General features: G+C 37.9%; 22 protein-coding genes, 20 tRNA genes, 2 rRNA genes and 4 riboswitches. Of the genes, 2 read left to right on the top strand and 42 right to left on the bottom strand.

What is annotated here, in order from left to right:
- Positions 1–7: 7 nt before the first annotated feature.
- The 18 genes from kdpDN to tenA all read right to left on the bottom strand — a co-directional run bounded on the left by kdpDN (position 8) and on the right by tenA (position 14,983).
- Complete coding sequence (gene kdpDN, locus ACUXEY_RS16985) at positions 8–1,162, bottom strand: KdpD-like non-kinase potassium sensor (protein WP_461301187.1); 1,155 nt, start codon at positions 1,160–1,162, stop codon at positions 8–10.
- A 56-nt stretch (positions 1,163–1,218) separates the two neighbouring features.
- A complete protein-coding gene (gene kdpC, locus ACUXEY_RS16980; protein WP_429600986.1) occupies positions 1,219–1,800 on the bottom strand; it encodes a K(+)-transporting ATPase subunit C in 582 nt (193 codons plus the stop codon).
- Positions 1,801–1,816: 16 nt separating this feature from the next.
- Positions 1,817–3,907 (bottom strand): potassium-transporting ATPase subunit KdpB, encoded by a 2,091-nt coding sequence (gene kdpB / locus ACUXEY_RS16975; protein WP_461301186.1) that lies wholly within the window; start codon positions 3,905–3,907, stop codon positions 1,817–1,819.
- Positions 3,908–3,920: 13 nt separating this feature from the next.
- Positions 3,921–5,588 (bottom strand): potassium-transporting ATPase subunit KdpA, encoded by a 1,668-nt coding sequence (gene kdpA, locus ACUXEY_RS16970; protein WP_461301185.1) that lies wholly within the window; start codon positions 5,586–5,588, stop codon positions 3,921–3,923.
- Positions 5,589–5,607: 19 nt separating this feature from the next.
- Positions 5,608–5,688 carry a K(+)-transporting ATPase subunit F gene (gene kdpF / locus ACUXEY_RS16965; RefSeq protein ID WP_000150656.1) on the bottom strand — a complete coding sequence of 27 codons (81 nt, stop codon included), beginning with the start codon at positions 5,686–5,688 and terminating at the stop codon, positions 5,608–5,610.
- Entirely contained in the window at positions 5,685–5,789 is a 105-nt protein-coding gene (locus ACUXEY_RS16960; RefSeq protein WP_461301184.1) for a SipW-dependent-type signal peptide-containing protein, read from the bottom strand. Before ACUXEY_RS16960 ends, kdpF begins: the two co-directional genes overlap by 4 nt.
- 99 nt (positions 5,790–5,888) lie before the next feature.
- Positions 5,889–6,034: riboswitch (cyclic di-AMP (ydaO/yuaA leader) on the bottom strand.
- A gap of 261 nt (positions 6,035–6,295) precedes the next feature.
- Complete coding sequence (locus tag ACUXEY_RS16955) at positions 6,296–6,526, bottom strand: hypothetical protein (protein WP_461301183.1); 231 nt, start codon at positions 6,524–6,526, stop codon at positions 6,296–6,298.
- A gap of 16 nt (positions 6,527–6,542) precedes the next feature.
- A complete protein-coding gene (locus ACUXEY_RS16950) occupies positions 6,543–6,929 on the bottom strand; it encodes a hypothetical protein (protein ID WP_000424076.1) in 387 nt (128 codons plus the stop codon).
- 93 nt (positions 6,930–7,022) lie between these two features.
- A riboswitch (cyclic di-AMP (ydaO/yuaA leader) is annotated at positions 7,023–7,170 on the bottom strand.
- 90 nt (positions 7,171–7,260) lie between these two features.
- The gene (gene thiD, locus ACUXEY_RS16945; RefSeq protein WP_429600990.1) at positions 7,261–8,067 is read right to left on the bottom strand and encodes a bifunctional hydroxymethylpyrimidine kinase/phosphomethylpyrimidine kinase; all 807 of its coding nucleotides are present in this window, start codon (positions 8,065–8,067) and stop codon (positions 7,261–7,263) included.
- A gap of 15 nt (positions 8,068–8,082) precedes the next feature.
- Positions 8,083–9,102, bottom strand: a complete 1,020-nt coding sequence (locus ACUXEY_RS16940; protein ID WP_461301182.1) for a thiazole biosynthesis adenylyltransferase ThiF — start codon at positions 9,100–9,102, stop codon at positions 8,083–8,085.
- Positions 9,095–9,865, bottom strand: coding sequence for a thiazole synthase (thiG, locus tag ACUXEY_RS16935; RefSeq protein ID WP_166705057.1), 771 nt, complete (start codon positions 9,863–9,865; stop codon positions 9,095–9,097). Before thiG ends, ACUXEY_RS16940 begins: the two co-directional genes overlap by 8 nt.
- 2 nt (positions 9,866–9,867) lie before the next feature.
- On the bottom strand, positions 9,868–10,071 hold the full coding sequence (gene thiS, locus ACUXEY_RS16930; protein WP_001049508.1) for a sulfur carrier protein ThiS: 204 nt from the start codon (positions 10,069–10,071) through the stop codon (positions 9,868–9,870).
- Between the two features lie 15 nt (positions 10,072–10,086).
- Positions 10,087–11,196 carry a glycine oxidase ThiO gene (thiO, locus tag ACUXEY_RS16925; RefSeq protein WP_461301181.1) on the bottom strand — a complete coding sequence of 370 codons (1,110 nt, stop codon included), beginning with the start codon at positions 11,194–11,196 and terminating at the stop codon, positions 10,087–10,089.
- A complete protein-coding gene (gene tenI / locus ACUXEY_RS16920; protein WP_429600993.1) occupies positions 11,189–11,809 on the bottom strand; it encodes a thiazole tautomerase TenI in 621 nt (206 codons plus the stop codon). The genes thiO and tenI overlap by 8 nt, the downstream gene beginning before the upstream one ends.
- 10 nt (positions 11,810–11,819) lie before the next feature.
- Complete coding sequence (locus ACUXEY_RS16915; RefSeq protein ID WP_429600994.1) at positions 11,820–12,821, bottom strand: ABC transporter substrate-binding protein; 1,002 nt, start codon at positions 12,819–12,821, stop codon at positions 11,820–11,822.
- On the bottom strand, positions 12,818–13,570 hold the full coding sequence (locus ACUXEY_RS16910) for an ABC transporter permease (RefSeq protein WP_429601002.1): 753 nt from the start codon (positions 13,568–13,570) through the stop codon (positions 12,818–12,820). Before ACUXEY_RS16910 ends, ACUXEY_RS16915 begins: the two co-directional genes overlap by 4 nt.
- Entirely contained in the window at positions 13,570–14,319 is a 750-nt protein-coding gene (locus ACUXEY_RS16905) for an ABC transporter ATP-binding protein (RefSeq protein WP_429607481.1), read from the bottom strand. The genes ACUXEY_RS16910 and ACUXEY_RS16905 overlap by 1 nt, the downstream gene beginning before the upstream one ends.
- Positions 14,288–14,983, bottom strand: coding sequence for a thiaminase II (gene tenA, locus ACUXEY_RS16900; RefSeq protein WP_087957401.1), 696 nt, complete (start codon positions 14,981–14,983; stop codon positions 14,288–14,290). Before tenA ends, ACUXEY_RS16905 begins: the two co-directional genes overlap by 32 nt.
- Before the next feature lie 82 nt (positions 14,984–15,065).
- Positions 15,066–15,169, bottom strand: a riboswitch (TPP riboswitch).
- 60 nt (positions 15,170–15,229) lie between these two features.
- Positions 15,230–15,341: riboswitch (TPP riboswitch) on the bottom strand.
- Positions 15,342–15,610: 269 nt separating this feature from the next.
- Between tenA and ACUXEY_RS16895 the strand changes: the two genes are divergently transcribed.
- Both ACUXEY_RS16895 and ACUXEY_RS16890 read left to right on the top strand, forming a co-directional pair.
- Positions 15,611–16,765: an SH3 domain-containing protein gene (locus ACUXEY_RS16895; RefSeq protein ID WP_461301180.1), complete on the top strand. Its 1,155-nt coding sequence runs from the start codon at positions 15,611–15,613 to the stop codon at positions 16,763–16,765.
- Positions 16,766–16,770: 5 nt separating this feature from the next.
- On the top strand, positions 16,771–17,109 hold the full coding sequence (locus ACUXEY_RS16890; RefSeq protein ID WP_166705064.1) for a hypothetical protein: 339 nt from the start codon (positions 16,771–16,773) through the stop codon (positions 17,107–17,109).
- 228 nt (positions 17,110–17,337) lie between these two features.
- Here the strand turns inward: ACUXEY_RS16890 and ACUXEY_RS16885 are convergent, their stop codons facing one another.
- The 24 genes from ACUXEY_RS16885 to ACUXEY_RS16770 all read right to left on the bottom strand — a co-directional run.
- Entirely contained in the window at positions 17,338–18,489 is a 1,152-nt protein-coding gene (locus ACUXEY_RS16885; RefSeq protein ID WP_461301179.1) for a DUF3965 domain-containing protein, read from the bottom strand.
- A 302-nt stretch (positions 18,490–18,791) separates the two neighbouring features.
- A complete protein-coding gene (locus tag ACUXEY_RS16880) occupies positions 18,792–19,211 on the bottom strand; it encodes a CBS domain-containing protein (protein WP_166705066.1) in 420 nt (139 codons plus the stop codon).
- 130 nt (positions 19,212–19,341) lie between these two features.
- Positions 19,342–19,413 (bottom strand) — tRNA-Glu (locus ACUXEY_RS16875).
- Position 19,414: 1 nt separating this feature from the next.
- Positions 19,415–19,489 (bottom strand) — tRNA-Asn (locus ACUXEY_RS16870).
- A gap of 8 nt (positions 19,490–19,497) precedes the next feature.
- Positions 19,498–19,574 (bottom strand) — tRNA-Ile (locus tag ACUXEY_RS16865).
- Positions 19,575–19,584: 10 nt separating this feature from the next.
- Positions 19,585–19,655 (bottom strand) — tRNA-Trp (locus ACUXEY_RS16860).
- A 6-nt stretch (positions 19,656–19,661) separates the two neighbouring features.
- Positions 19,662–19,734 (bottom strand) — tRNA-Thr (locus ACUXEY_RS16855).
- Between the two features lie 9 nt (positions 19,735–19,743).
- A tRNA-Phe gene (locus ACUXEY_RS16850) sits at positions 19,744–19,819 on the bottom strand.
- A gap of 8 nt (positions 19,820–19,827) precedes the next feature.
- Positions 19,828–19,903 (bottom strand) — tRNA-Asp (locus ACUXEY_RS16845).
- Positions 19,904–19,906: 3 nt separating this feature from the next.
- A tRNA-Met gene (locus ACUXEY_RS16840) sits at positions 19,907–19,983 on the bottom strand.
- A gap of 27 nt (positions 19,984–20,010) precedes the next feature.
- Positions 20,011–20,103: transfer RNA gene (locus ACUXEY_RS16835), tRNA-Ser, on the bottom strand.
- A gap of 55 nt (positions 20,104–20,158) precedes the next feature.
- A tRNA-Ser gene (locus tag ACUXEY_RS16830) sits at positions 20,159–20,251 on the bottom strand.
- Between the two features lie 20 nt (positions 20,252–20,271).
- Positions 20,272–20,344: transfer RNA gene (locus tag ACUXEY_RS16825), tRNA-Ala, on the bottom strand.
- A 16-nt stretch (positions 20,345–20,360) separates the two neighbouring features.
- Positions 20,361–20,434 (bottom strand) — tRNA-Pro (locus ACUXEY_RS16820).
- A 10-nt stretch (positions 20,435–20,444) separates the two neighbouring features.
- A tRNA-Arg gene (locus tag ACUXEY_RS16815) sits at positions 20,445–20,518 on the bottom strand.
- Between the two features lie 3 nt (positions 20,519–20,521).
- Positions 20,522–20,610: transfer RNA gene (locus ACUXEY_RS16810), tRNA-Leu, on the bottom strand.
- A gap of 16 nt (positions 20,611–20,626) precedes the next feature.
- Positions 20,627–20,701, bottom strand: a tRNA-Gly gene (locus ACUXEY_RS16805).
- A gap of 29 nt (positions 20,702–20,730) precedes the next feature.
- A tRNA-Leu gene (locus tag ACUXEY_RS16800) sits at positions 20,731–20,811 on the bottom strand.
- A 14-nt stretch (positions 20,812–20,825) separates the two neighbouring features.
- A tRNA-Lys gene (locus tag ACUXEY_RS16795) sits at positions 20,826–20,901 on the bottom strand.
- A gap of 4 nt (positions 20,902–20,905) precedes the next feature.
- A tRNA-Gln gene (locus ACUXEY_RS16790) sits at positions 20,906–20,980 on the bottom strand.
- An 11-nt stretch (positions 20,981–20,991) separates the two neighbouring features.
- Positions 20,992–21,075 (bottom strand) — tRNA-Tyr (locus ACUXEY_RS16785).
- Between the two features lie 8 nt (positions 21,076–21,083).
- Positions 21,084–21,159, bottom strand: a tRNA-Val gene (locus ACUXEY_RS16780).
- A gap of 5 nt (positions 21,160–21,164) precedes the next feature.
- A 5S ribosomal RNA gene (rrf, locus tag ACUXEY_RS16775) occupies positions 21,165–21,280 on the bottom strand.
- A gap of 101 nt (positions 21,281–21,381) precedes the next feature.
- A 23S ribosomal RNA gene (locus ACUXEY_RS16770) occupies positions 21,382–21,468 on the bottom strand; the annotation flags it as partial.

Here is a 21,468-nt window from a genome sequence, read left to right as displayed (position 1 = left end):
CTCTATTCTAAACTCTTTGATCCGCAACGATATGAATATCAATATACTTCGTTTCTCTCATAATTTCATTTACAATTGAACCTTTTCGTATTTCTTCCCAACGTGTTCTTGCCGATTGCCCGAGTAAAATTTGCGTTACTTGTAGTCTTTTCGCGATTTCAATAATAACATCCGCTGGCTTTCTTCCTTTCGCCTCTTCTAAAACAAAACTTGCATCAAATTGATTCGTTAGCGACTTCCACTCTTCAATCGTTTGCTTTTTCCCTACTGAAAGAGAATCTATATTTTCCCTTTCTACATTTAATACATACAATTCAGCGTTTAACCGATCAGCCATACGCCATCCCCTTCTTATCAACTTCTCCGCTGTTGAACTGTATTGTACACAAACGAGAATTTTTTCTTTCACACCAATCGGCTCTATCACTGTTTGGCTAATTTTCTCGTCCATATCATCGGCAACCTCACGAAGTGATAATTCTCTGAGTGCCCCTAAATTATTAAGCGTAAAGAAATTTTGTAAGCTTTGCTGAATTTTTTCTTCTTTATATATTTTCCCGTCTATTAATCTCTTCCTTAATACTTCCGGCGTTGCATCAACGAGCTGAATTTCGTTTGCTTTTTGTAAAATAAAATCTGGAATACGTTCTCGCACTTTGACATTCGTAATTTGAGCTACAATGTCATGTACGCTTTCTAAATGTTGAATATTAAACGCTGATAAGACGGATATACCGGCATCTAACAATTCCTGCACATCCATATAACGTTTCTTATTTTTAGATCCAGGAATGTTGCTATGTGCAAGTTCATCCACTACAACGACCTGTGGTGCACGTTTTATAATTCCTTCCACATCGAGTTCATAAAATACTTTCCCTTTATAATCTATTTCTTTCAAAGGAACTTTTTCTAAATCAGCAATTGCGTCTTCTGTCTCTTTTCTTCCGTGCGTTTCAATTAAACCAATTACAATATCCGTACCATCCTTTTTCATCTCTCTAGCATCAAGTAGCATTTTGTAACTTTTTCCTACTCCTGGAGCCGCTCCCACATATAGCTTTAACTTCCCGCGGTTTTGCTGACGAATATATTCTAAATACTCTTCTGGTGTTCGCCTTTGAAAAGTTGGTTTATAATCATCCGCATACAAAACATTCACAACCCTTCTTTCGAAACAACGCTACCTCAATCCGTTAGATTGAGGTAGCACTGTTACTATTTCAGTAGTTTCTGTAATTCCAAATTTAACTTTAAAACGTTCACACGATCTTCTCCAAATAAACCAAGTGCCGCACCTTCCGTTTGATCTTTAATCAATTGCTCTAGCGTTTCTTTCGGAATTTTCGTTAATTTAGAGATGCGATCCACCTGTACAGAAGCGGCCTGTGGGCTAATATCAGGATCTAACCCTGAACCTGAATTTGTCACTAAATCGATTGGCACTTCTGTAACTGGTACGGCCCGGTTTTGTTTCTTCCACTCTTCAATACTTTTCTCTACTCGTTTCTCTAAATCTGGATTAGACGGTGCATAGTTATTTGAACCAGATGCTTCTGCTTTATATTCAATACTAGAAACACGCCCATGAAAATAACGTGGATCTGTGAAATTTTGACCGATTAATTTAGAACCAATCACTTCATTTTTATCATTATATATTAGACTTCCATCCGCGTTATCCTTCATTACTGCCTGTGCAATACCAGTAACAATAAGTGGATATACAAGTCCGCACAACACTAAAAATGTAAAAGTAATCCGGATAATTGGTGATAGTATACTTTGTTTCTTCGCCATCTTTTTCCCCTCTTCCTTATATAAACAAGCCGACAATTATATCAATTACTTTAATTCCAATGAACGGTACAATCACTCCGCCAAGTCCATAAATAAGTAAGTTTCGGCCAAGTAGTGCATTCGAACTCATCGGTTTATATGCGATACCTTTCATCGCCAATGGAATAAGTAACGGAATAATAACAGCGTTAAATATTAATGCTGATAAAATCGCTGACAGTGGTGATGTTAATTTCATAATGTTTAATGCTTCCATTTGCGGAATCGCAAGTGTAAACATGGCTGGAATGATTGCAAAATATTTCGCGATATCATTCGCAATACTAAACGTCGTTAACGCACCGCGTGTCATTAACAATTGCTTACCGATTCCTACAACCTCAATAATTTTTGTCGGGTTCGAATCTAAATCAATCATATTCGCTGCTTCTTTCGCAGCTGTCGTCCCACTATTCATCGCTAATCCAACGTCTGCCTGCGCTAGTGCCGGAGCATCATTTGTACCATCACCTGTCATCGCTACAAGTTTCCCTTTATCTTGCTCTGCTTTAATAACCGCAATTTTATCTTCTGGCTTACACTCAGCAACGAATTCATCTACTCCTGCTTCTTTTGCAATGGTTGCTGCTGTCAATGGGTTATCACCCGTACACATAACCGTTTTAATCCCCATTTGGCGTAATTGTTCAAAACGTTCACGCATACCAGGTTTTACTGTATCCTTTAAATAAATTAAACCGTAAATACGATTATTCACTGCAACTACAAGTGGTGTTCCACCCTCTTTGGAAATGAAATCTGCTTTTTGATTTACATCTTTCGGAATCGTTCCGCCTTGTGACCTAACCCATTCAATCACGCTACCTACAGCACCTTTTCTCACTTTCGTTCCGTCTTGTAAATCGACACCACTCATTCTCGTTTCTGCTTTAAATGGAACAAATTCACCTTGTTCTGCAAGTGCTCTATCATATGATAAAGATTTCGTTTTTACATATTCAATAACAGATCGGCCTTCTGGTGTTTCATCTAAAACAGAACTAATTGCTGCCCATTTTCCTACTTGCTCAATCGTTTCATTCCCTACAGGAAGCAGTGTATGAGCCATTCGGTTTCCGAAAGTAATCGTACCTGTTTTATCTAAAATAATTGTATTAATATCACCCGCAGCTTCTACTGCTTTCCCTGACATTGCTAACACGTTAAACTTTGTCACTCGGTCCATCCCGGCAATACCAATTGCTGATAACAACCCACCAATTGTCGTTGGAATTAAACAAACTAACAACGCAACAAGTACAGCTGTATCAATTTGAAATCCTAAATAGTTTGTAAAAATCGGCAACGTCACAACGACGATTAAGAAAATAAGAGTTAAGCTCGTTAATACTGTATTTAAAGCAATCTCATTCGGCGTTTTTTGACGAGCAGCCCCTTCTACTAACGAAATCATTTTATCAATAAATGATTCACCAGGATTACTCGTAATAACAATCGTAATCTCATCACTAACGACCATCGTACCACCTGTTACGGAACAAAAATCACCGCCCGCTTCTTTTATAACAGGAGCGGATTCCCCTGTAATCGCAGATTCATCAACAGACGCTAACCCTTTTATAACTTCCCCATCACTTGGAATCATTTCTCCTTGTTTTACAATAACAACGTCACCTTTTCTCAAATCAGTTGCTGAAACTTGAACAATGTCTCCATTTTCTTTTACAACATTTGCAAACACATCTTTCTTCGATTGTTTTAAAGAATCGGCTTGCGCTTTCCCACGCCCTTCCGCTAACGCTTCTGCAAAATTAGCAAATAAAACTGTAAATAAGAGAATGAGAGAAACTGTTATATTAAACCATCCTGGTACACTACTAGAATGGCTTGGAAGAAACGATAAAATGAACGTAATGATAAATCCAATTTCTACAACAAACATAATCGGATTCTTTATCATGACTTTCGGATTCAATTTCGCAAAGGATTGTTTTATCGCATGTTTCACGATATCACGGTCCATCGTTTTCGCTTGTCTAACTTCATCTTCTACAGCATGTATTTGTGACTCATTTACTCTTTTTTCTTTTACTACTACCGGTCTCATCATTTACCCTCCATTACTTCAATGTAAGAAATTCTGCAATTGGACCAAGTACTAACATCGGGAAAAATGTTAATGCACCGACAATTACAATCGTTCCGATAAAAATACCACCAAATAAACTATTATCCGTACGGAATGTCCCGACTGTTTCTGGTACTACCGTCTTCTCTTTCAATGAAGCTGCAACAGCTAGCATCGTAATTAAACTGAAATAGCGCCCTAAAAACATAACTAAACCAGTTGTAATATTCCAAAACGGTGTATTATCTGCTAACCCTTCAAATCCAGATCCATTATTCGCAGCTGACGATGTATATTCATATACCACTTGCGTCAAACCGTGGAAACCAGAATGGGAAATGGCATCCGTTCCTAAACTTGTTGAAAGAGCTAATGCCGAAAATCCTAAAATGAGCAATGGATGAAATAGTATCGTTACCGCAATTAATTTCATTTCCTTACCTTCAATTTTCTTACCTAAAAACTCTGGTGTCCGCCCAACCATCAATCCAGATATAAAGACTGCGATAATCGCATACATAATAATGTTCACAAATCCTGCTCCAACGCCGCCGTATACTGTATTTAACATCATATTTACAAGTGGTACTAACCCGCCAATTGGTGTTAACGTATCATGCATCGTATTCACAGCTCCTGTTTCCGCAGCTGTCGTTACTGTCGCATAAAGGGAAGAAAATACTGTTCCAAATCGCACTTCTTTTCCTTCCGTACTTCCTTGTACATGCTGTATACCCATTCCATTTAACGCTGGATTCCCATGTAATTCAGATGTCGTAATCGTTATAAACCCTAGTAAAAACACCATGAATAGTGATACGAAAAGGATGCGACCTTGTTTTTTATTTCCTACCATTCGTCCGTACGTAAACGGAAGTGCTGTTGGCAATAACATCATAAGCATCATTTGCAAAATATTACTCATTTGCCCTGGATTTTCAAAAGGATGTGTAGAGTTTGCTCCGAAAAATCCACCCCCGTTATTTCCGAGTTCCTTAATGGCTACGAATGATGCAACAGGCCCGCGTAAAATACTTTGCTTCGCGCCATCAATCGTTTGCGCCGTAACTGCCCCGTCTAACGTTTGTGGTACACCAAGTGCGACAAAGACTAGTGCCGCCATAAATGCGATAGGAAGAAACACTCTCGTCAATGCTCTCGTAAAATCAACGAAAAAGTTACCAAGTTCTTTTCCAGCAAGTCCCCTTATAAACGCCATTACAAGTGCTAACGTCGTTGCCGGTGCTGCAAACATTAAAAATGTAATTCCAATTAATTGTGATAAATAAGATAAGCCATTTTCACCGCTATAATGCTGTAAGTTTGTATCGGCCATAAAACTAATTGCTGTATTAAAAGCGAGCGTAGGCTCCATTCCTTCAATGTGTACTGGATTTAATGGCAATACTCCTTGTAGTCTGAAAATGAAATATACGACAACAATCATAAATCCATTTAATAAAACTAATGATAGTGCGTACTGTTTCCACGTTTGATTGTATTCTTTTACACCCGTAATTTTAAAAATAAGTTTTTCAAAAGGCTCGAATACTTTATCTAGCTTTTTACTCCCTTGAAAGGCTTTCTCTAAATAAATTCCCGTTGGCTTTGCCACAAGAATAAACAACAGCATTGTAATAACAACTGCGACCCAGATCATAATGAATGACTCCCCCTAATTAAAACTTTTCCGGATTTAATAAGGCATACACTAAGTACACCGTAATTGCTGCAACAATAACCGATAAGGCAATCGTCATGATTGCTTCCCTTCTTTCACAACTTTATCTGACCAACTTGCAAGACTTGCCATCGATGCGACTAACACAACAAAAATCCCGATCATTATAACATCTAACATAGCTATCCCTCATTTCAAATTGTTAAAATTTACCATCAAAATATTAAAAAAGAACACTGAGCTCTACTCAGTGTTCAAAAAATGAACAACAAAAAGTAAACCTCCTCTCTAAACGCTTACGAGGTTAGCTGTCGGATTCGGGCCTAAAGAGTAGCCCTACTTTCAAAACTGAAAGATTCACCCCAAGTGACGATGCACAAAATTGGTTCCCCCGCTCCATTTCTGGAACTCAGCGATTTTAGGTTTTTTTGGAAATTTTATGAATGATTTATGAGAGTAAATATACTCCTCTATATTTCACTTGTAAAGAGTCAAATTACTGAAAATAAGAAAATATCTATCTGTTTAAACGCTTACATTATGTATTATTAATATCCTTTCATCTATTTTCTTGTCTTTTCTTTCTTTTTCGTAGAAATGACCTGTTAAACACGAAATAAAAAGAGCGAATGACATGAAGTGCATAGCTTGTTGCACTTCGCATTCGCTCTTTTTTCACTCACTATTTATTTCCCTCGTAAAAAAGCACGTAAATTTCTCCCGCGAATATAAACTTGTGACAATTCTGCATGTAATTGCTCATATTCGATAACATCTGTTTTTAAATATAAAGCGTCTTTCGATGGCAATATGATATAGGGCCTTGGAAAAATAGGATCGAGCACCACCAATTCTTGAACTCGCTCTACCGATACCGCCCAACGATTCGCTATATCTCCTAGTAACAACACCTTCATCTTCTTTTCCCCCGCCCTATTCAAAAAATAAAAAAGATATATTATCACAATTTGTAAACACGACAAATGCAGCTCCAATTGTTTCATAGAGCCTCGCTGGATATCGTTTATTCCTTGTAACAACAGTAATAGGTGCTTGAAAAGAAAAGCGAATGTGTTCTGTGAAGAAGCTAACGATTGGAAGCTCATCCCCTAGTAAAATCACCTTCTTAATACACTCACAAATACTAGTAAAATCTTGCTCCTTACTACAACTATACGTCCAATCAAATCCACAATTCCTCACTTCGGCCGCTATCTCTTCATTTGCTGTGAAAATAATTAACTCATGTTGATATGCTACTAAATCTATTAAACTATTTACCTTGCTTTCTTCTCCAACACAAATAAGTGTTAATTCCATGTACCTCATCCTCCTTAGCATAAAAGAACTCAAACGTAGATTGATATTCCCCTATACTAATCAGATTGATGAAGTGATGTATCCATCGTGGCACCGTCCTCTCTCAAGACGCTTACGAAGTTAGCTGTCGGATTCGGACTTTGAGAGTAGCCCTACTTTCAAAATTGAAAGATTCACCCCGAGTGACACTGCACAAATTGGTTCCTCCGCTCCATATAATTGGACTCAGCGTATTACAAAAAATATATTCTGGCTGATATATTACTCCTGTATTTGGAAAAAGTAAACAAAAAAAAGCCAGTTACAAAACTGACTTTTCTACTATTCATGCTTATGCTTTATTCAATTTGTATGCAAAATGATTCGTCGGTCCATGACCACTACCAATATGCAACGGCTCTTCAATTGCTATACTAATAAATCGTTTTGCCTCTTGAACTACCTCTTCCATCGAGTATCCTTTCGCAAGGCCAGCTGTAACTGCTGACGCAAATGTACAGCCGCTTCCGTGTGTTTGCTTTGAAGGAATTCGCTCACTTCTAAATTCAATAAACTTTTCTCCATCAAAAAGTAAATCAATTACTTCATTACCTTGATATTCTGCATGTCCGCCCTTCATAAGTACATATTTCGCACCTAATTCATGCAGTACTTTTGCAGCTTCTTTACTATCTTCAACGTTATGAATTTCCAGCCCAGTTAACACTTCTGCTTCTGGAACATTCGGTGTGATAACAGTTGCTACTGGTAATAAATATTCTTTTAATGCTTGTACTGCTTCTTGTTGTAATAATGATGCACCGCCCTTAGCAATCATAACAGGGTCTAGTACAATATTATTCCAGCCAAATTTATTAATATGTTCTGCTACAATTTGAATAATTTCGCTACTAAATAACATTCCTAGTTTCACAGCATCTGGTGTTAAATCCGTACCAATTGAATTCAACTGTTCCGTAATACCTTCTAACGGAACTGGATATACCCCTTGAACGCCAAGCGTGTTTTGAGCAGTAATTGCCGTAATAGCCGTCATCCCGTACACACCAAGCTCTTGGAATGTTTTTAAATCTGCTTGAATACCGGCACCGCCGCCACTATCAGATCCTGCAATTGTTAAAGCTTTATTTACTTTCATCCCACTCATCCTTTTCTATCCAAAATAGCGATGATAAATTGTTTTTGCTTCGCTTATATCTTTCGTTCCATGTACAAGTACACGACCATCTTTAAAAGCAACTAATCTCTTTTCTTCCACAGAAAATGATAATAAATATGGATTTACATTTAAATCATTCACACGATCATCCAGCAGCTTTTTGTACCTCTCAAAATCCATTTCCTCTTTATGAGGTGGTCTAATTTGAACTGTATTTCTCCCGCATAAAACTGCTGTTTTCGATGTGTTTTCTTTATTTAAATACGGATACAATGCATTCTCTCCGCACGAAGGACAATTGTGTTTACGAAGCTTTTGCACATTCATACATGAATATTCATTCTTCCATACATCAAATGACACAAGTCCATCTCGCATTGATTCGTAATCTTCCACTAACAATTTAAGAGCTTCTGTAACTTGATGAGAAACGACGAGAGATACAGCAGGTGATATAATCCCCGCTGTATCACATGTCGCCCCGCCAAGCGGAATCGATTGTAGTAAACATGATAAACATGGCGTTTTACTAGGAAGAATTGTGTAAGAAAGGCCGTAACTTCCTACACATGCTCCGTAAATCCATGGAATAGAATATTTTTGTGCTATATCATTTACGATAAAACGTGTTTCGAAATTATCAGTTGCATCAATAATTACATTAACGTTTGTAACAAGTTCTTCTAACTCCTCAGCTGTTACATCTTGAACGAGAGCTTCTACTCTTACTTCATGATTAATTTCTTCTAGACGTTTTTTTGCCGCTACAGCCTTCGGAAGATTATTTTCCACATCACTCTCTGCATACAATTGCTGCCTTTGTAAATTACTCCAATCGACATAATCCCGGTCAACAATCGTTACTGCGCCTACACCAGCTCTTACAAACATCTCTGCATTTGCACTACCTAATGCACCTGCACCGATAATGAGCACATGCTTTTCTCTTATCTTTCGTTGTCCTTCTTCTCCAATTGGAGAAAATAGTTCTTGGCGAGAATATCGATTATTCAACTACGCTCATTCCTTCTAAAGGACTACTTGCTGTTGCACAACGTTTACGTGCAATACGACCTGCCTCAAATCCTAAACGGCCTGCCTCAATACCTAATTTCATTGCCTTTGCCATTTTAATAGGATCTTTTGCTCCTGACACAGCAGTATTTAATAACACACCATCGGCTCCTAATTCCATCGCAAATGCTGCATCGGCTGGACTACCAATACCAGCGTCAACAATAACTGGTACTGTCGCTTGTTCAATAATGAAGCTTAAATTTAACGGATTTACAATACCAAGCCCTGATCCAATCGGTGATGCTCCTGGCATAATTGCATGCACACCTAGTTCTTGTAATTTACGTGCTAATACAACATCATCAGATGTATATGGAAGTACGATGAATCCTTCTTCTAGTAACATTTCAGATGCTCTCAATGTTTCTACCGGATCAGGTAATAACGTTCTATCATCACCTATAACTTCTACTTTAATCATGTCGCAAAGCCCTGAAGCTTTTGCTAATTTTGCAATACGAACAGCTTCTTCAGCATTTTTTGCTCCAGCTGTATTCGGTAATAACGTATATTTTTTCACATCAAGTTTCTCTAATAAATTAGGCTGCTTTGCATCGAATATATCCATACGACGTACTGCGAACGTTAAAACTTCAGCCTCAGATACATCAATTGCCTTTTGCTGTACATCAAAATCAGGGAATTTTCCTGTTCCTAATAAAAGTCTAGAATGAAATGAAAATGGTCCAATGTTTAACATAATCAACCGCCTCCTACGAAAGTTACAATCTCAATTTGGTCTCCATCAAAAACAGATGTATCTGTATGATCATCTTTTTGTAAAATATCTTTATTACGCTCTACTACAACAATTCTGTTTTCTAACTCTAAATGTGTAAGTAGCTCAGCTACTGTTTTTACACTCTCTGGCACTTCAATTTGATTACCATTAATTTTTAAATTCAAACTTCCATCCCCTTTCTAAACTGTTTTAGAAAGCAATGAATCTAGCAAGTGATTCTTCTGCTTTCCTTCTATTAAATCCGCCATATACTGACCAGAAACAGGACTTAATAAAATACCGTTTCGATAATGGCCCGTACAAGCATATAAACCTTTTATTTCTTCATGCTCTCCCATATAAGGAGCTTCGTGATTCGATTGTGGTCTTAACCCTGCCCATGCGCTTTCCCACTCTGCTTCTTTTAAAGCTGGCAATATCGTATAAGCACGCTCTAATATAGAAGTAATACTTTCCGGTTGCACAGTTTTATGAAACGTATGAGGCTTCATCGTTGCTCCAATTACGTAACGTCCGCCGCGCTTTGGTGCAATGTAAAATCTTTCTTGAAAAATAGGAGCCTTTAAAAGTGGTTTTCTACTTCTTACCGCTACTACTTCTCCTTTAACTGGATATGTACCCCATTCGTGGTGAAAATAACCTAGTAACTTTGTACTCCATGAGCCACCCGCAATAACCACTTTTTCGCATGTGATACTACCTTCGCTTGTCACAATTCCAGTCACTTTATTATTTTCAATACAAATATGAAACACTTCTGTCTGTTCATATATATCAGCGCCCGAAAATGATGCAGAATGTGCGAATGCTTTCGTAAGCTCTGGTGCAATAACATGGCCATCTTTTGGATAATATACAGCTCCTATAATTGACTCAGAAAGAAATGGCTCTTTCTCTCGTAAATGATCTCCCGTTAGAAAGTAAGAATCTTCACCTGTTTTCTGCTGCCAATCCATAATGTGAAGAATTCTTTCCTTCTCCTCTTCATTTTGAGCAATGCGGTAAATGCCTTTTTCTTCATATCCAATATCGATGCCTGTTTTTTCACGTAAAACTTCTGCAAGTTGTGGAAATATAGCACGGCTTTCTCTAGCAAGTTCAAATAGCGGGTCATATTCATCCCATTCTGCCTGAACCCCAAGTAAACCAGCGGCTGCTTTCGAGGCTTCCGATGCAATCTGTTGCTTCTCTACAATCGCTACTTTATGTCCTCTTTCTGCTAGAAAATGTGCAACTGAACTACCAATTACACCACCGCCAATTATCGCTACATCATACTTCTTACACATGTTTTTCCGCCCACTTTCTTATTGATTCCTTATAAGACTTCGCTTTGTTATACGGGTTACTACTACTTATAATCCCAGACATAACAGCAATACCACTGACGCCGTTAGTAAGAACATCCCCGGTGTTTTCCGTGGTGATTCCTCCAATTGCTGTAATCGGTATAGATAAACACTTTGCAATGTTTGAAATTTCTTCAAGCCCTCTCGCTGGTACACCTTTTTTGCAATCTGTCGGAAATACATGACCATAGACGAGTGAATCCGCTCCATTCTTAAATGCATCAATCGCCTCTTCTAAAGAATGCACAGAATAACCGACATGCAAATAAGAAAACTTTTCTTTCACTGACCTTACATCTGCGCTTCGATATCCTAGCTGCACGCGCGGAACGTTTAATAAAATAGCAATATCAATTCGATCGTTTATCACTATTTTCGATGCCGGAAAGCCTTTCTTCAAAAGACTTTCCACACCTTCATACAATTCCTTCGTACTTTTCTCACGCTCACGAATATGCAAATAATCAATTTCACTTTCAATTTGCATCGCTACATTCACTAACTCTTCGAATGACATGTGACCATTTGAGATTACATGAAGCTCATTTCTCATATTCATTCGCCTACTTTAAAATATTTTCGAATAACTCATCGGCCGGAACGATTTCTTTCGTCATGCCTTTATCTTTCAGCCATTTATTTTGTTTCTCCCATGATTCTTTTGAATCTGATAAAAATGGCTCATCTTTCGTTTCCATCTTCTCTAATAAAATTTTCATACTTTCTTTTTCAACTTCTGGTACAAGCGGGAAGTTTTCTTTTTCTTGATGATTTAATAAAATATTTAATGCTTCATCTGGATTTTTCTTCATGAAATCATAGCCTTTTTTCGTACCACGTAAGAAAGCTTGCAACGCTTCTTTATCTTTCTTCAACGTTTTATCACCTGTTACAAATACAAGCTCATGATAATTCGGTACACCATAATCTGCTGGATTAAAGTATGCTGGCTCATGACCTTCATGACGCATAACAGGTACTTCATGGTTAATGTATGCCCCTGTTACCGCATCTACTTTTTTCGTAATTAATGCTGGTACTAAATCAAAGCCAACATCGACTACTTTCACTGTATCTGGATTACCACCAGCTTCTTTTATCATCGTTTTTAAATACATCTCACTTAAAGGTGTTCCAGAATATCCAACTGTTTTCCCCTCTAAATCTTTTGGCGATTGAATGCCCGCTGACTTCAGCGATACAACATGATTTAATGGTGAACGTACGACAGCCCCAATTGACTTCACTGGAATTTGTTCATTTGCTTTTGCCATGACAACATCTGGCTGGTAATATAGGCCAACCGTTACTTTTCCTGCAGCTGCTAAAGTTAATGGGTCAGTCGGATTGGAAGGGAATTTAATATTCACCTTTACACCTTCTTCTTTAAAGTAGCCTTTTTCAATTGCTGCATAAATAAAGCTATGTACCGCATTTGGGTACCAATCAAGCATGACCGTTATTTCTTTTTCTTTTTTACTCTTATCTGATGCTGAATTACTAGAACATCCAGCAATCATTGCAACTAATAATGTAAACACAAAGATGCGTTTTAATAATTTCATGAATGCTTCCTCCAACTAATGAATTTCTTTTCTAATATCGAAATAAGTATGACGAAGAAAATAGCTAATAACGATAACAATACAATGGGTGCAAATACACCTGCTCCATCTAACTGCGTCATCATTCTTTTACTGAAATATCCTAGCCCAGCTTGTGCACCGAGCCATTCACCAATTGCTGCCCCAATTACACTAAGCGGAACTGCAATTTTCAAAGCTGAGAAAAAATAAGGAAGAGCAGACGGCAATTTTAATTTAAGAAAAACATCTTTTTTCGTTGCCCCGTACGTAACTAAGAGCTCCTCCCATTCTTTTTTCGTACTGCGTAGCCCATCATACGTATTGACCGCAATTGGGAAAAACGTAATTAAAACCGTAACAACGACTTTACTCCAAATCGTATATCCAAACCATAAAACGAAGAGCGGAGCAAGCGCTGTAATAGGAATCGTTTGTGAAGCCACTAATAATGGATAAAATGCTCTCTCCATCCAATTACTCGCGTTCATTAACATCGCTAGCCCTACCCCAAGTACGATAGAAATTGCCACACCTATTAAAACGACATATAATGTTGCCGGCAAATGAACCGTAAATAATATATCTTTTAGTTTCCATATCTTCATTACAATCGCAGACGGTGACGGTAAAATGTACATTTCATCTACAATTCTTGCGCCTACTTCCCAAATGACAAGTAAAATGCTAGAAAGTGTAAGGGCAGGTAATAGTTCCTTCAGCCGGTTCATCATACGAGTACCTGCCTTTGTAACATACTAAGAAGCTCATCTTTAAGCGCTAACACTTCAGGCTTATATAAATCTTTTCTTGTTCGATTACGATCAAGCGGTACAATCCTCTCGGTTAAAGTAGTTATCGGTTGCTGCTCTACTACTAAAATTCGATTAGAAAGAAACAATGCTTCTTCCACATCATGAGTGATAAATAAAATTGTTTTTTCCCACTCTTTCCATTGTTCAAACAGCCATTCTTGCAAAGATGCCTTCGTTAAAGCATCCAACGCGCTAAACGGTTCATCTAACAGCAATATCTCCCCGCCTGTTAATAAAGTTCGAATAAAGGATACACGTTGTCTCATACCACCAGATAAATCTTTCGGATATTTTGTCTCATACCCTTGTAAGCCAAATTTATGCAATAGTTCCTTCGCCTTTATTTGTGCTTCTTTCTTCTGTACACCTTGGCACTCTAACGGCAGGGCAGCATTCTCAATAATCGTTCTCCACGGCAGGAGCATATCTTTTTGGGGCATATACCCTACAGGGTGGCTCTTTGTTTCTGTCAGCTCTATCTGTCCCGTACTTGCTTCTTCTAAACCTGTAATAAGGCGAAATAAAGTACTTTTCCCGCATCCACTCGGTCCGATAATACTTACAAACTCTTTATCTTGTATAGAAGCATTTAATTCATTGATGATTGGTTTCTCATCATAATGAAAAGAAACATTATGAAACTGTAGTATGTTCTTGCTCCTCAAATCCCCACATCTCCTTACGATAGGACATATCCCAGAATAAATATTCAAATCGACTGGAATATAGGAAAATCTCCTCTAATCGATCTAGCTCTTTGTCAGATTTTCCAACTGCCATTTCATTTAATAAATCTATTAGCCAAATACAAAGGTTACCGTATTCTTCAGAACTATATCCTTGAATCCACTCACCAAAGAACTCATGATCTCTCGCTCCAGGAATATCATTTAAACGCTTTCCAATTTCCCAGTAGCTCCACATACATGGAAGAAGTGCTGCTATTAATTCCGCAAGTGTGCCATTTTGAGATACAGACATCATGTAATTTGTATAAGCTAAATTTTTAGCAGATGGCTTTGCAGACTCTATCTCCTCTATAGAAATTCCAAGTCTTTTTGCATATTGTTTATGGATTGTCATTTCTCCATTTAATATTCCATCAATTTGTTCAGCAAATTTCCCCATTACTTGTGGATTCGTTGCCTTTACAACACCGATGGCATATAGCTTTGCATAATCTAACAAATATAAATAATCTTGAATAATGTAATACTGAAACTTATCTTTTTCTAACGTACCGTCTCCCATACCTACAACAAACGGATGATTATGACTCATCTCCCAAACTGGTTGTACAGTTTCTAATAATCTATCGCAAAATTTCATTTCCCTATCCCCTTCCGGTATGTGTATATAAATAAAAAACCACTTCTAAATAAGAAGTGGTTACAGCAAATAAAATTATAATTTATTCGTTGCTCCACTTCCCTTCGCTAGTATTACCTAGATCAGGTGTTATAAGGGTTAAGGATTATTCCTCTCTCAGCACAACAAGCACCCCTAGTGGTTTCAATATGAAATTTTCAAACAAAAAAGCCCCGTTTCTATACGCAAAGAAACGGGGACTTATTATTAGTGTCCGAATTGCTTCCCTACGCTAGCATAATCTAGATCAGGTAATGAAAAGGATCAAAGGCTTACGGCCTACTCTCAGCTGGCAACACCAGCTCTCCTAGCAAACTATGAAATTAACACTGTCAGTATAACATCGTAATAAGACATCATCAACTGTTTTAATTTTCTTAATTGTCAACAAAATAATAAAGCCATATAATACTTATATTCTATGTTAGAAATTATTATCCTAATTAATTGGATAAAAAGGAATCATTATCCTCAAAAAATTTATTTTTATATTGATTTCATATTACATTTATGTGAATAAACCCACTATATTATATCTTTATACTATAATAAAATTACAACTATACAACTAGAGGAGGTCTCTATTATATGAATATGAAAGCTACTGCTTTAGCAGCAACTACTGTCGCAATTGCTTCTTTACTTCCTTCTATGGGAGAAACAAATGTACAAACAGCCAACGCTGAACAATTATCTAATGTAAAAACTGGCTATGTCAAAGTCAATCAAGTAACCTTACATACAAAAAATAACGCAAATAGCTCATCAATTGATACAATTCGCTTTAATACGAAAGTGAACATACTTGAAACAACTGATAGCTGGTATAAAGTATCTGTTAATAATAAAGTAGGTTACGTACAAAAAGATGCTATTCTACTAAAAAACAAACTTCAATCTAATAATCAATACATCGTTAATGCCAATGCATTAAACGTTCGTTCTGAACCTAATTTAGAATCTTCAATTTTAGATGTGTTACCAAATGGGAAATTCGTTACTATTCAAGAAGAACAAGGCGAGTGGTATAAAATTTTACATAATGGCACAACAGGTTACGTACAAAAAGCATTCGTTTCTAACGGTTCACAGCCTTTAGTAAAAGGCATTACAGTTCAAAATAATACGAAATACACAGTTGCAACACCTAAACTTAATGTACGTAGCACCGCTAGTACAAGTAGTGCACTGCTTGGTTCATTACAAAATGGAACACAACTACAAGTAGTAGAAACTGTAGGAACTTGGTATAAAATTCGTTTTGGCACAGGATACGGATACGTGGCAAAACATTATGTAGTGCAAAATCAAGCACAAGTTCAAAAAGCCCAAACTGCTTCCATTCCAGCAGTTTTCAAATTCCCTACACAAGGAAAAATTAGCTCAACCTTTGATATGCGCTGGGAACAAATGCATTATGGTATAGATATTGCAGCTCCAGGTAACGTCTCTATCCAAGCGGCGGCGGCAGGTAAAGTTGTGAAATCATATTATTCAGCTAGCTATGGCAATGTTGTGTTCATCGCCCATCAAATAAACGGGAAATTATATACAACAGTCTATGCTCATATGAAAGATCGCACTGTACAAGCTGGTGATCAAGTACAAGCTGGACAATTAGTAGGTCATATGGGAAACACAGGTCATTCATACGGGCAACATCTTCATTTTGAATTACACAATGGAGAATGGAATTTTGAAAAAACAAATGCAGTAAATCCACTGCCATATTTAGTTAGGTAAATTGTATGTCACGCAATATCAATATACCTCTCTTAATTGAATACTTAGCCTTTTTAGGTTTAATCTGTTGTTTAATCATTTACAATACAAATACTGTATTTTTGTCTATTATCATTGCTTTTGTTGCTTTAGAAATTATGATGGAATCTTTTCAAGTTCAACTAAAACAAAAAATTGCCCATATTTATAATGCCATCTTTCTATTAAGTGCCCTAATAGCAAATATTATTAGTAATGGTTTTTATTTATCTACCGTATTTCCTGTATTTTTTATGGCTATTTTATTATTCATAGCTAGATACATTCATGTTCCTAATAACAAAAAACACGAACAAGAAGCTTAGAAAGAGGAGACACTGTGTATCAATCTTTCAAAGATAATCCGCTAAAATATATAGTGAATTTATATAAAAAAACAAATACTTTTTTTGGTATACAAGGAAGCAATACGGCACAAGTTCTCCTTTATGGAATGTTATTTCTCGTCTTAATTACATTCTCCTTGCTTTACTAATAAAAAAAGGATCTCACATAAAATTGAGATCCTTTTTAATTTATATAGAAAATGCTCTTTATCCGCAAGCATATTTTTCATAAATAAAACTAAGATTATATTTTTTTTCTAAGCTCATTCTTTGTTCATCGTCACACCAATAGAACAGAATATCGTGAATCGTTGCATAACGCTTATTTTTAAGAAATAGTTTAAAGAATGATGGTAAACAATCATGTAATTGTATAAATATATAATTGCGTAATATTTCTTCTTTATATTCAATACCCTTACAAATATACAATAATTCTTCACAATAATATGCATGTTGTGGAACTTGAATCATTTCGAAAAATGGCACATATGATAATAACTTTCCGATAAAATGATCATATCGATCCATTATTCCTATCGTCATATGCTCCATCATTTCTTTCATTACATATAAATAATCATCAACATGAGTAGTCTTGAGTGGGTCTAATCGATCTGAAATTTGAGAAAGTACAGCTCTTTGACAAGCCAACACCGCTTGACTAGGTCCATAGTATGATAGGAAATCTGTACACTTACGATATTTTCGTAATAAGTCATGTGTATATAAGTCATAAACAAACGTATTACAATACATTGCTAGACTCATCATATCACTATTTAATTGCTCTTTTGATAACAATTTAGCTCTCTTACACATATAAAAGAATGTAAATTCTAATACTTCTTTATGAGATAATAAATGTTTACAGTCTGTTATACATTTCTCATTGAATTTAACTCTATCCCAAATTTCTACATCCTCATCAGTTAATTCACCAATACGATATTTAATAATTAAATAGTTTAAAGCAACCGCTTGTGTCAAAAGATCCCACGTTTCATACTCCAATGAAGTGTGAACAAACTCAGCAAGTCCTTGAGTCACCATAAAAGTATTTGCTTCTTCATACCAGCCAATCTCTTGGCATAAACGAAGAATACGTACTAAAGTTGGAATTTCATCTTTATGAAACTGTGGTAAATTTCTTGCTTTATCCATTCCATATACGATAAATGCCGCTAAATTTTCTTCTTTATAAAATTCTTTTTCTTTCCACACTAATATAGTTCTTTCTTTCCCTTCACCTTTTGGATGACAAGGTACAAGTAAAGAAAATAATTCAGCGAAATTATTTGGTTCTATATATGTATCTGTAACCAAATTCCAATTTGGATTGCGCTGTATAGCCCTCATATAATTCCCCTTCCCTTTTGTCTACATAGGAAATATTAATTCATTATTACATCAATAAATCATTAACAATAAATATTGTTATATTCGAAATCTATCATAATACTTATATCTATCAGTATATCATTTTTTCTCTTATTAAAAATTAAGAATGACAAATTTAAATAAACTGTCGAAATTACTAACTGTATACTTATTATATAATGGCTCAGATACATCATGCTAACATATTAGCTTAACCCTATATACTAGAATAATGTATCTGATTTTTATACGTAACTTATCCCACTAATGAAAGTCTCACTTCATTCCGTATGCTCTGATATTTCACTTAAAGCAAATCCCGCTTGATCATCTGCCGATTCTTTTATAGCTAAATCTCCTAGTGCTAACATCCCAACGAGTTGACCACTCTCAACTACTGGCAATCGTCTAATTTGATACTGCGCCATTAACTCTGTAGCCTTTTCAATAGTATCATCTGGAGAAACTGAAACAATGTTTGTTGTCATTACATTTGTAATTTTATTAGATCCAGGATGTTTTTCAGCAATCCCTCGAACAACTAAATCTCGATCCGTAACAAGCCCAACAACTTGCTCATTTTCAACAACTGGAATCAATCCAATCGATTCTTCTTTCATCTTTACAGCAGCCTCATATACATTGTCTAGCGGTGTACACTGTACAATATGAGTGCTCATCAAGTCTCTCACTCGTGTCATTTTTATCTCCTCCTTTTTATACATACCATAGCTTTTCCTAAATCCCTTTATTTATTTCAGGAAAATCAGTTGATAACGGAGGATTAACGCACAATAAAAAAGAGTCAGCACATTGCTGACTCTTTTTTTATGACCCGTACGGGATTCGAACCCGTGTTACCGCCGTGAAAGGGCGGTGTCTTAACCACTTGACCAACGGGCCATGGCTCCGCAGGTAGGACTCGAACCTACGACCGATCGGTTAACAGCCGATAGCTCTACCACTGAGCTACTGCGGAATAATATATGGTGGGCCTAAATGGACTCGAACCATCGACCTCACGCTTATCAGGCGTGCGCTCTAACCAGCTGAGCTATAGGCCCATATACTTTACAGGGGCAGTAGGAATCGAACCCACACTGGAGGTTTTGGAGACCTCAGTTCTACCTTTAAACTATGCCCCTAAAGGATGCCGACTAGAGGACTTGAACCCCCAACCTACTGATTACAAGTCAGTTGCTCTACCAATTGAGCTAAGTCGGCATAAAAAAATGGTGGCTCGGGACGGAATCGAACCGCCGACACGAGGATTTTCAGTCCTCTGCTCTACCGACTGAGCTACCGAGCCAACATAAATGGCGGTCCCGACCGGGGTCGAACCGGCGATCTCCTGCGTGACAGGCAGGCATGTTAACCACTACACCACGGGACCATTTGGTTGCGGGGACAGGATTTGAACCTGCGACCTTCGGGTTATGAGCCCGACGAGCTACCGTGCTGCTCCACCCCGCGATGATAAAATATTTACTTTAGAAAAAATGGAGGAGGTAGAGGGATTCGAACCCCCGCGCGACTCTCGCCGCCTGTCGGTTTTCAAGACCGATCCCTTCAGCCGAACTTGGGTATACCTCCATGAAGGAAAAAATAAATATTATATTATTTATGTCTAAACCATTTAAAAAGAAAATGGAGGAGGTAGAGGGATTCGAACCCCCGCGCGATTCTCACCGCCTGTCGGTTTTCAAGACCGATCCCTTCAGCCGAACTTGGGTATACCTCCGAGACATATAATAAATAAAGTGGAGCCTAGCGGGATCGAACCGCTGACCTCCTGCGTGCAAGGCAGGCGCTCTCCCAGCTGAGCTAAGGCCCCATGTTTTTTGGGAATATCGGGAAGACAGGATTTGAACCTGCGACCCCCTGGTCCCAAACCAGGTGCTCTACCAAGCTGAGCCACTTCCCGTTAATAAAAGCGCGCCCGAGAGGAGTCGAACCCCTAACCTCTTGATCCGTAGTCAAACGCTCTATCCAATTGAGCTACGGGCGCATATGGTGCCGAGGGCGGGGGTCGAACCCGCACGGTGGTCACCCACCGCAGGATTTTAAGTCCTGTGCGTCTGCCTGTTCCGCCACCCCGGCATGTCATATTGAAAATTGGAGCGGAAGACGGGATTCGAACCCGCGACCCCAACCTTGGCAAGGTTGTATTCTACCACTGAACTACTTCCGCAAGACATGTATGAGTTATTTTATTAAAAGTGCGGGTGAAGGGAGTCGAACCCCCACGCCAAAGGCGCTAGATCCTAAGTCTAGTGCGTCTGCCAATTCCGCCACACCCGCATATTTTGTTAAAATGGTGAGCCATGAAGGACTCGAACCTTCGACCCTCTGATTAAAAGTCAGATGCTCTACCAACTGAGCTAATGGCTCTTAATGGCTGGGCTAGCTGGATTCGAACCAGCGCATGACGGAGTCAAAGTCCGTTGCCTTACCGCTTGGCTATAGCCCATTAATTAAGAATGGTGGAGGGGGGCAGATTCGAACTGCCGAACCCGAAGGAGCGGATTTACAGTCCGCCGCGTTTAGCCACTTCGCTACCCCTCCGACATATATGGTGGAGGATGACGGGATCGAACCGCCGACCCCCTGCTTGTAAGGCAGGTGCTCTCCCAGCTGAGCTAATCCTCCATTTTGCCTGGCAACGTCCTACTCTCACAGGGACAAGGTCCCAACTACCATCGGCGCTAGAGAGCTTAACTTCCGTGTTCGGTATGGGAACGGGTGTGACCTCTCTGCCATCATTACCAGACTGTATTCATTTAAGACAAGAATCATTATAACTTATTTGACTTTGAAAGTCAACAAGTTTTTTATATTCTTTCAAAACTAGATAACATTGCTTCATATTATATGGTTAAGTCCTCGATCTATTAGTATTCGTCAGCTCCACATGTCACCATGCTTCCACCTCGAACCTATCAACCTGATCATCTTTCA

The sequence above is a fragment of the Bacillus sp. F9_6S_D1_P_5 genome (assembly GCF_054823925.1).
The sequence above is the reverse complement of the archived record's forward strand: the minus strand, read 5'-3'. Positions and strand labels throughout refer to the sequence as shown.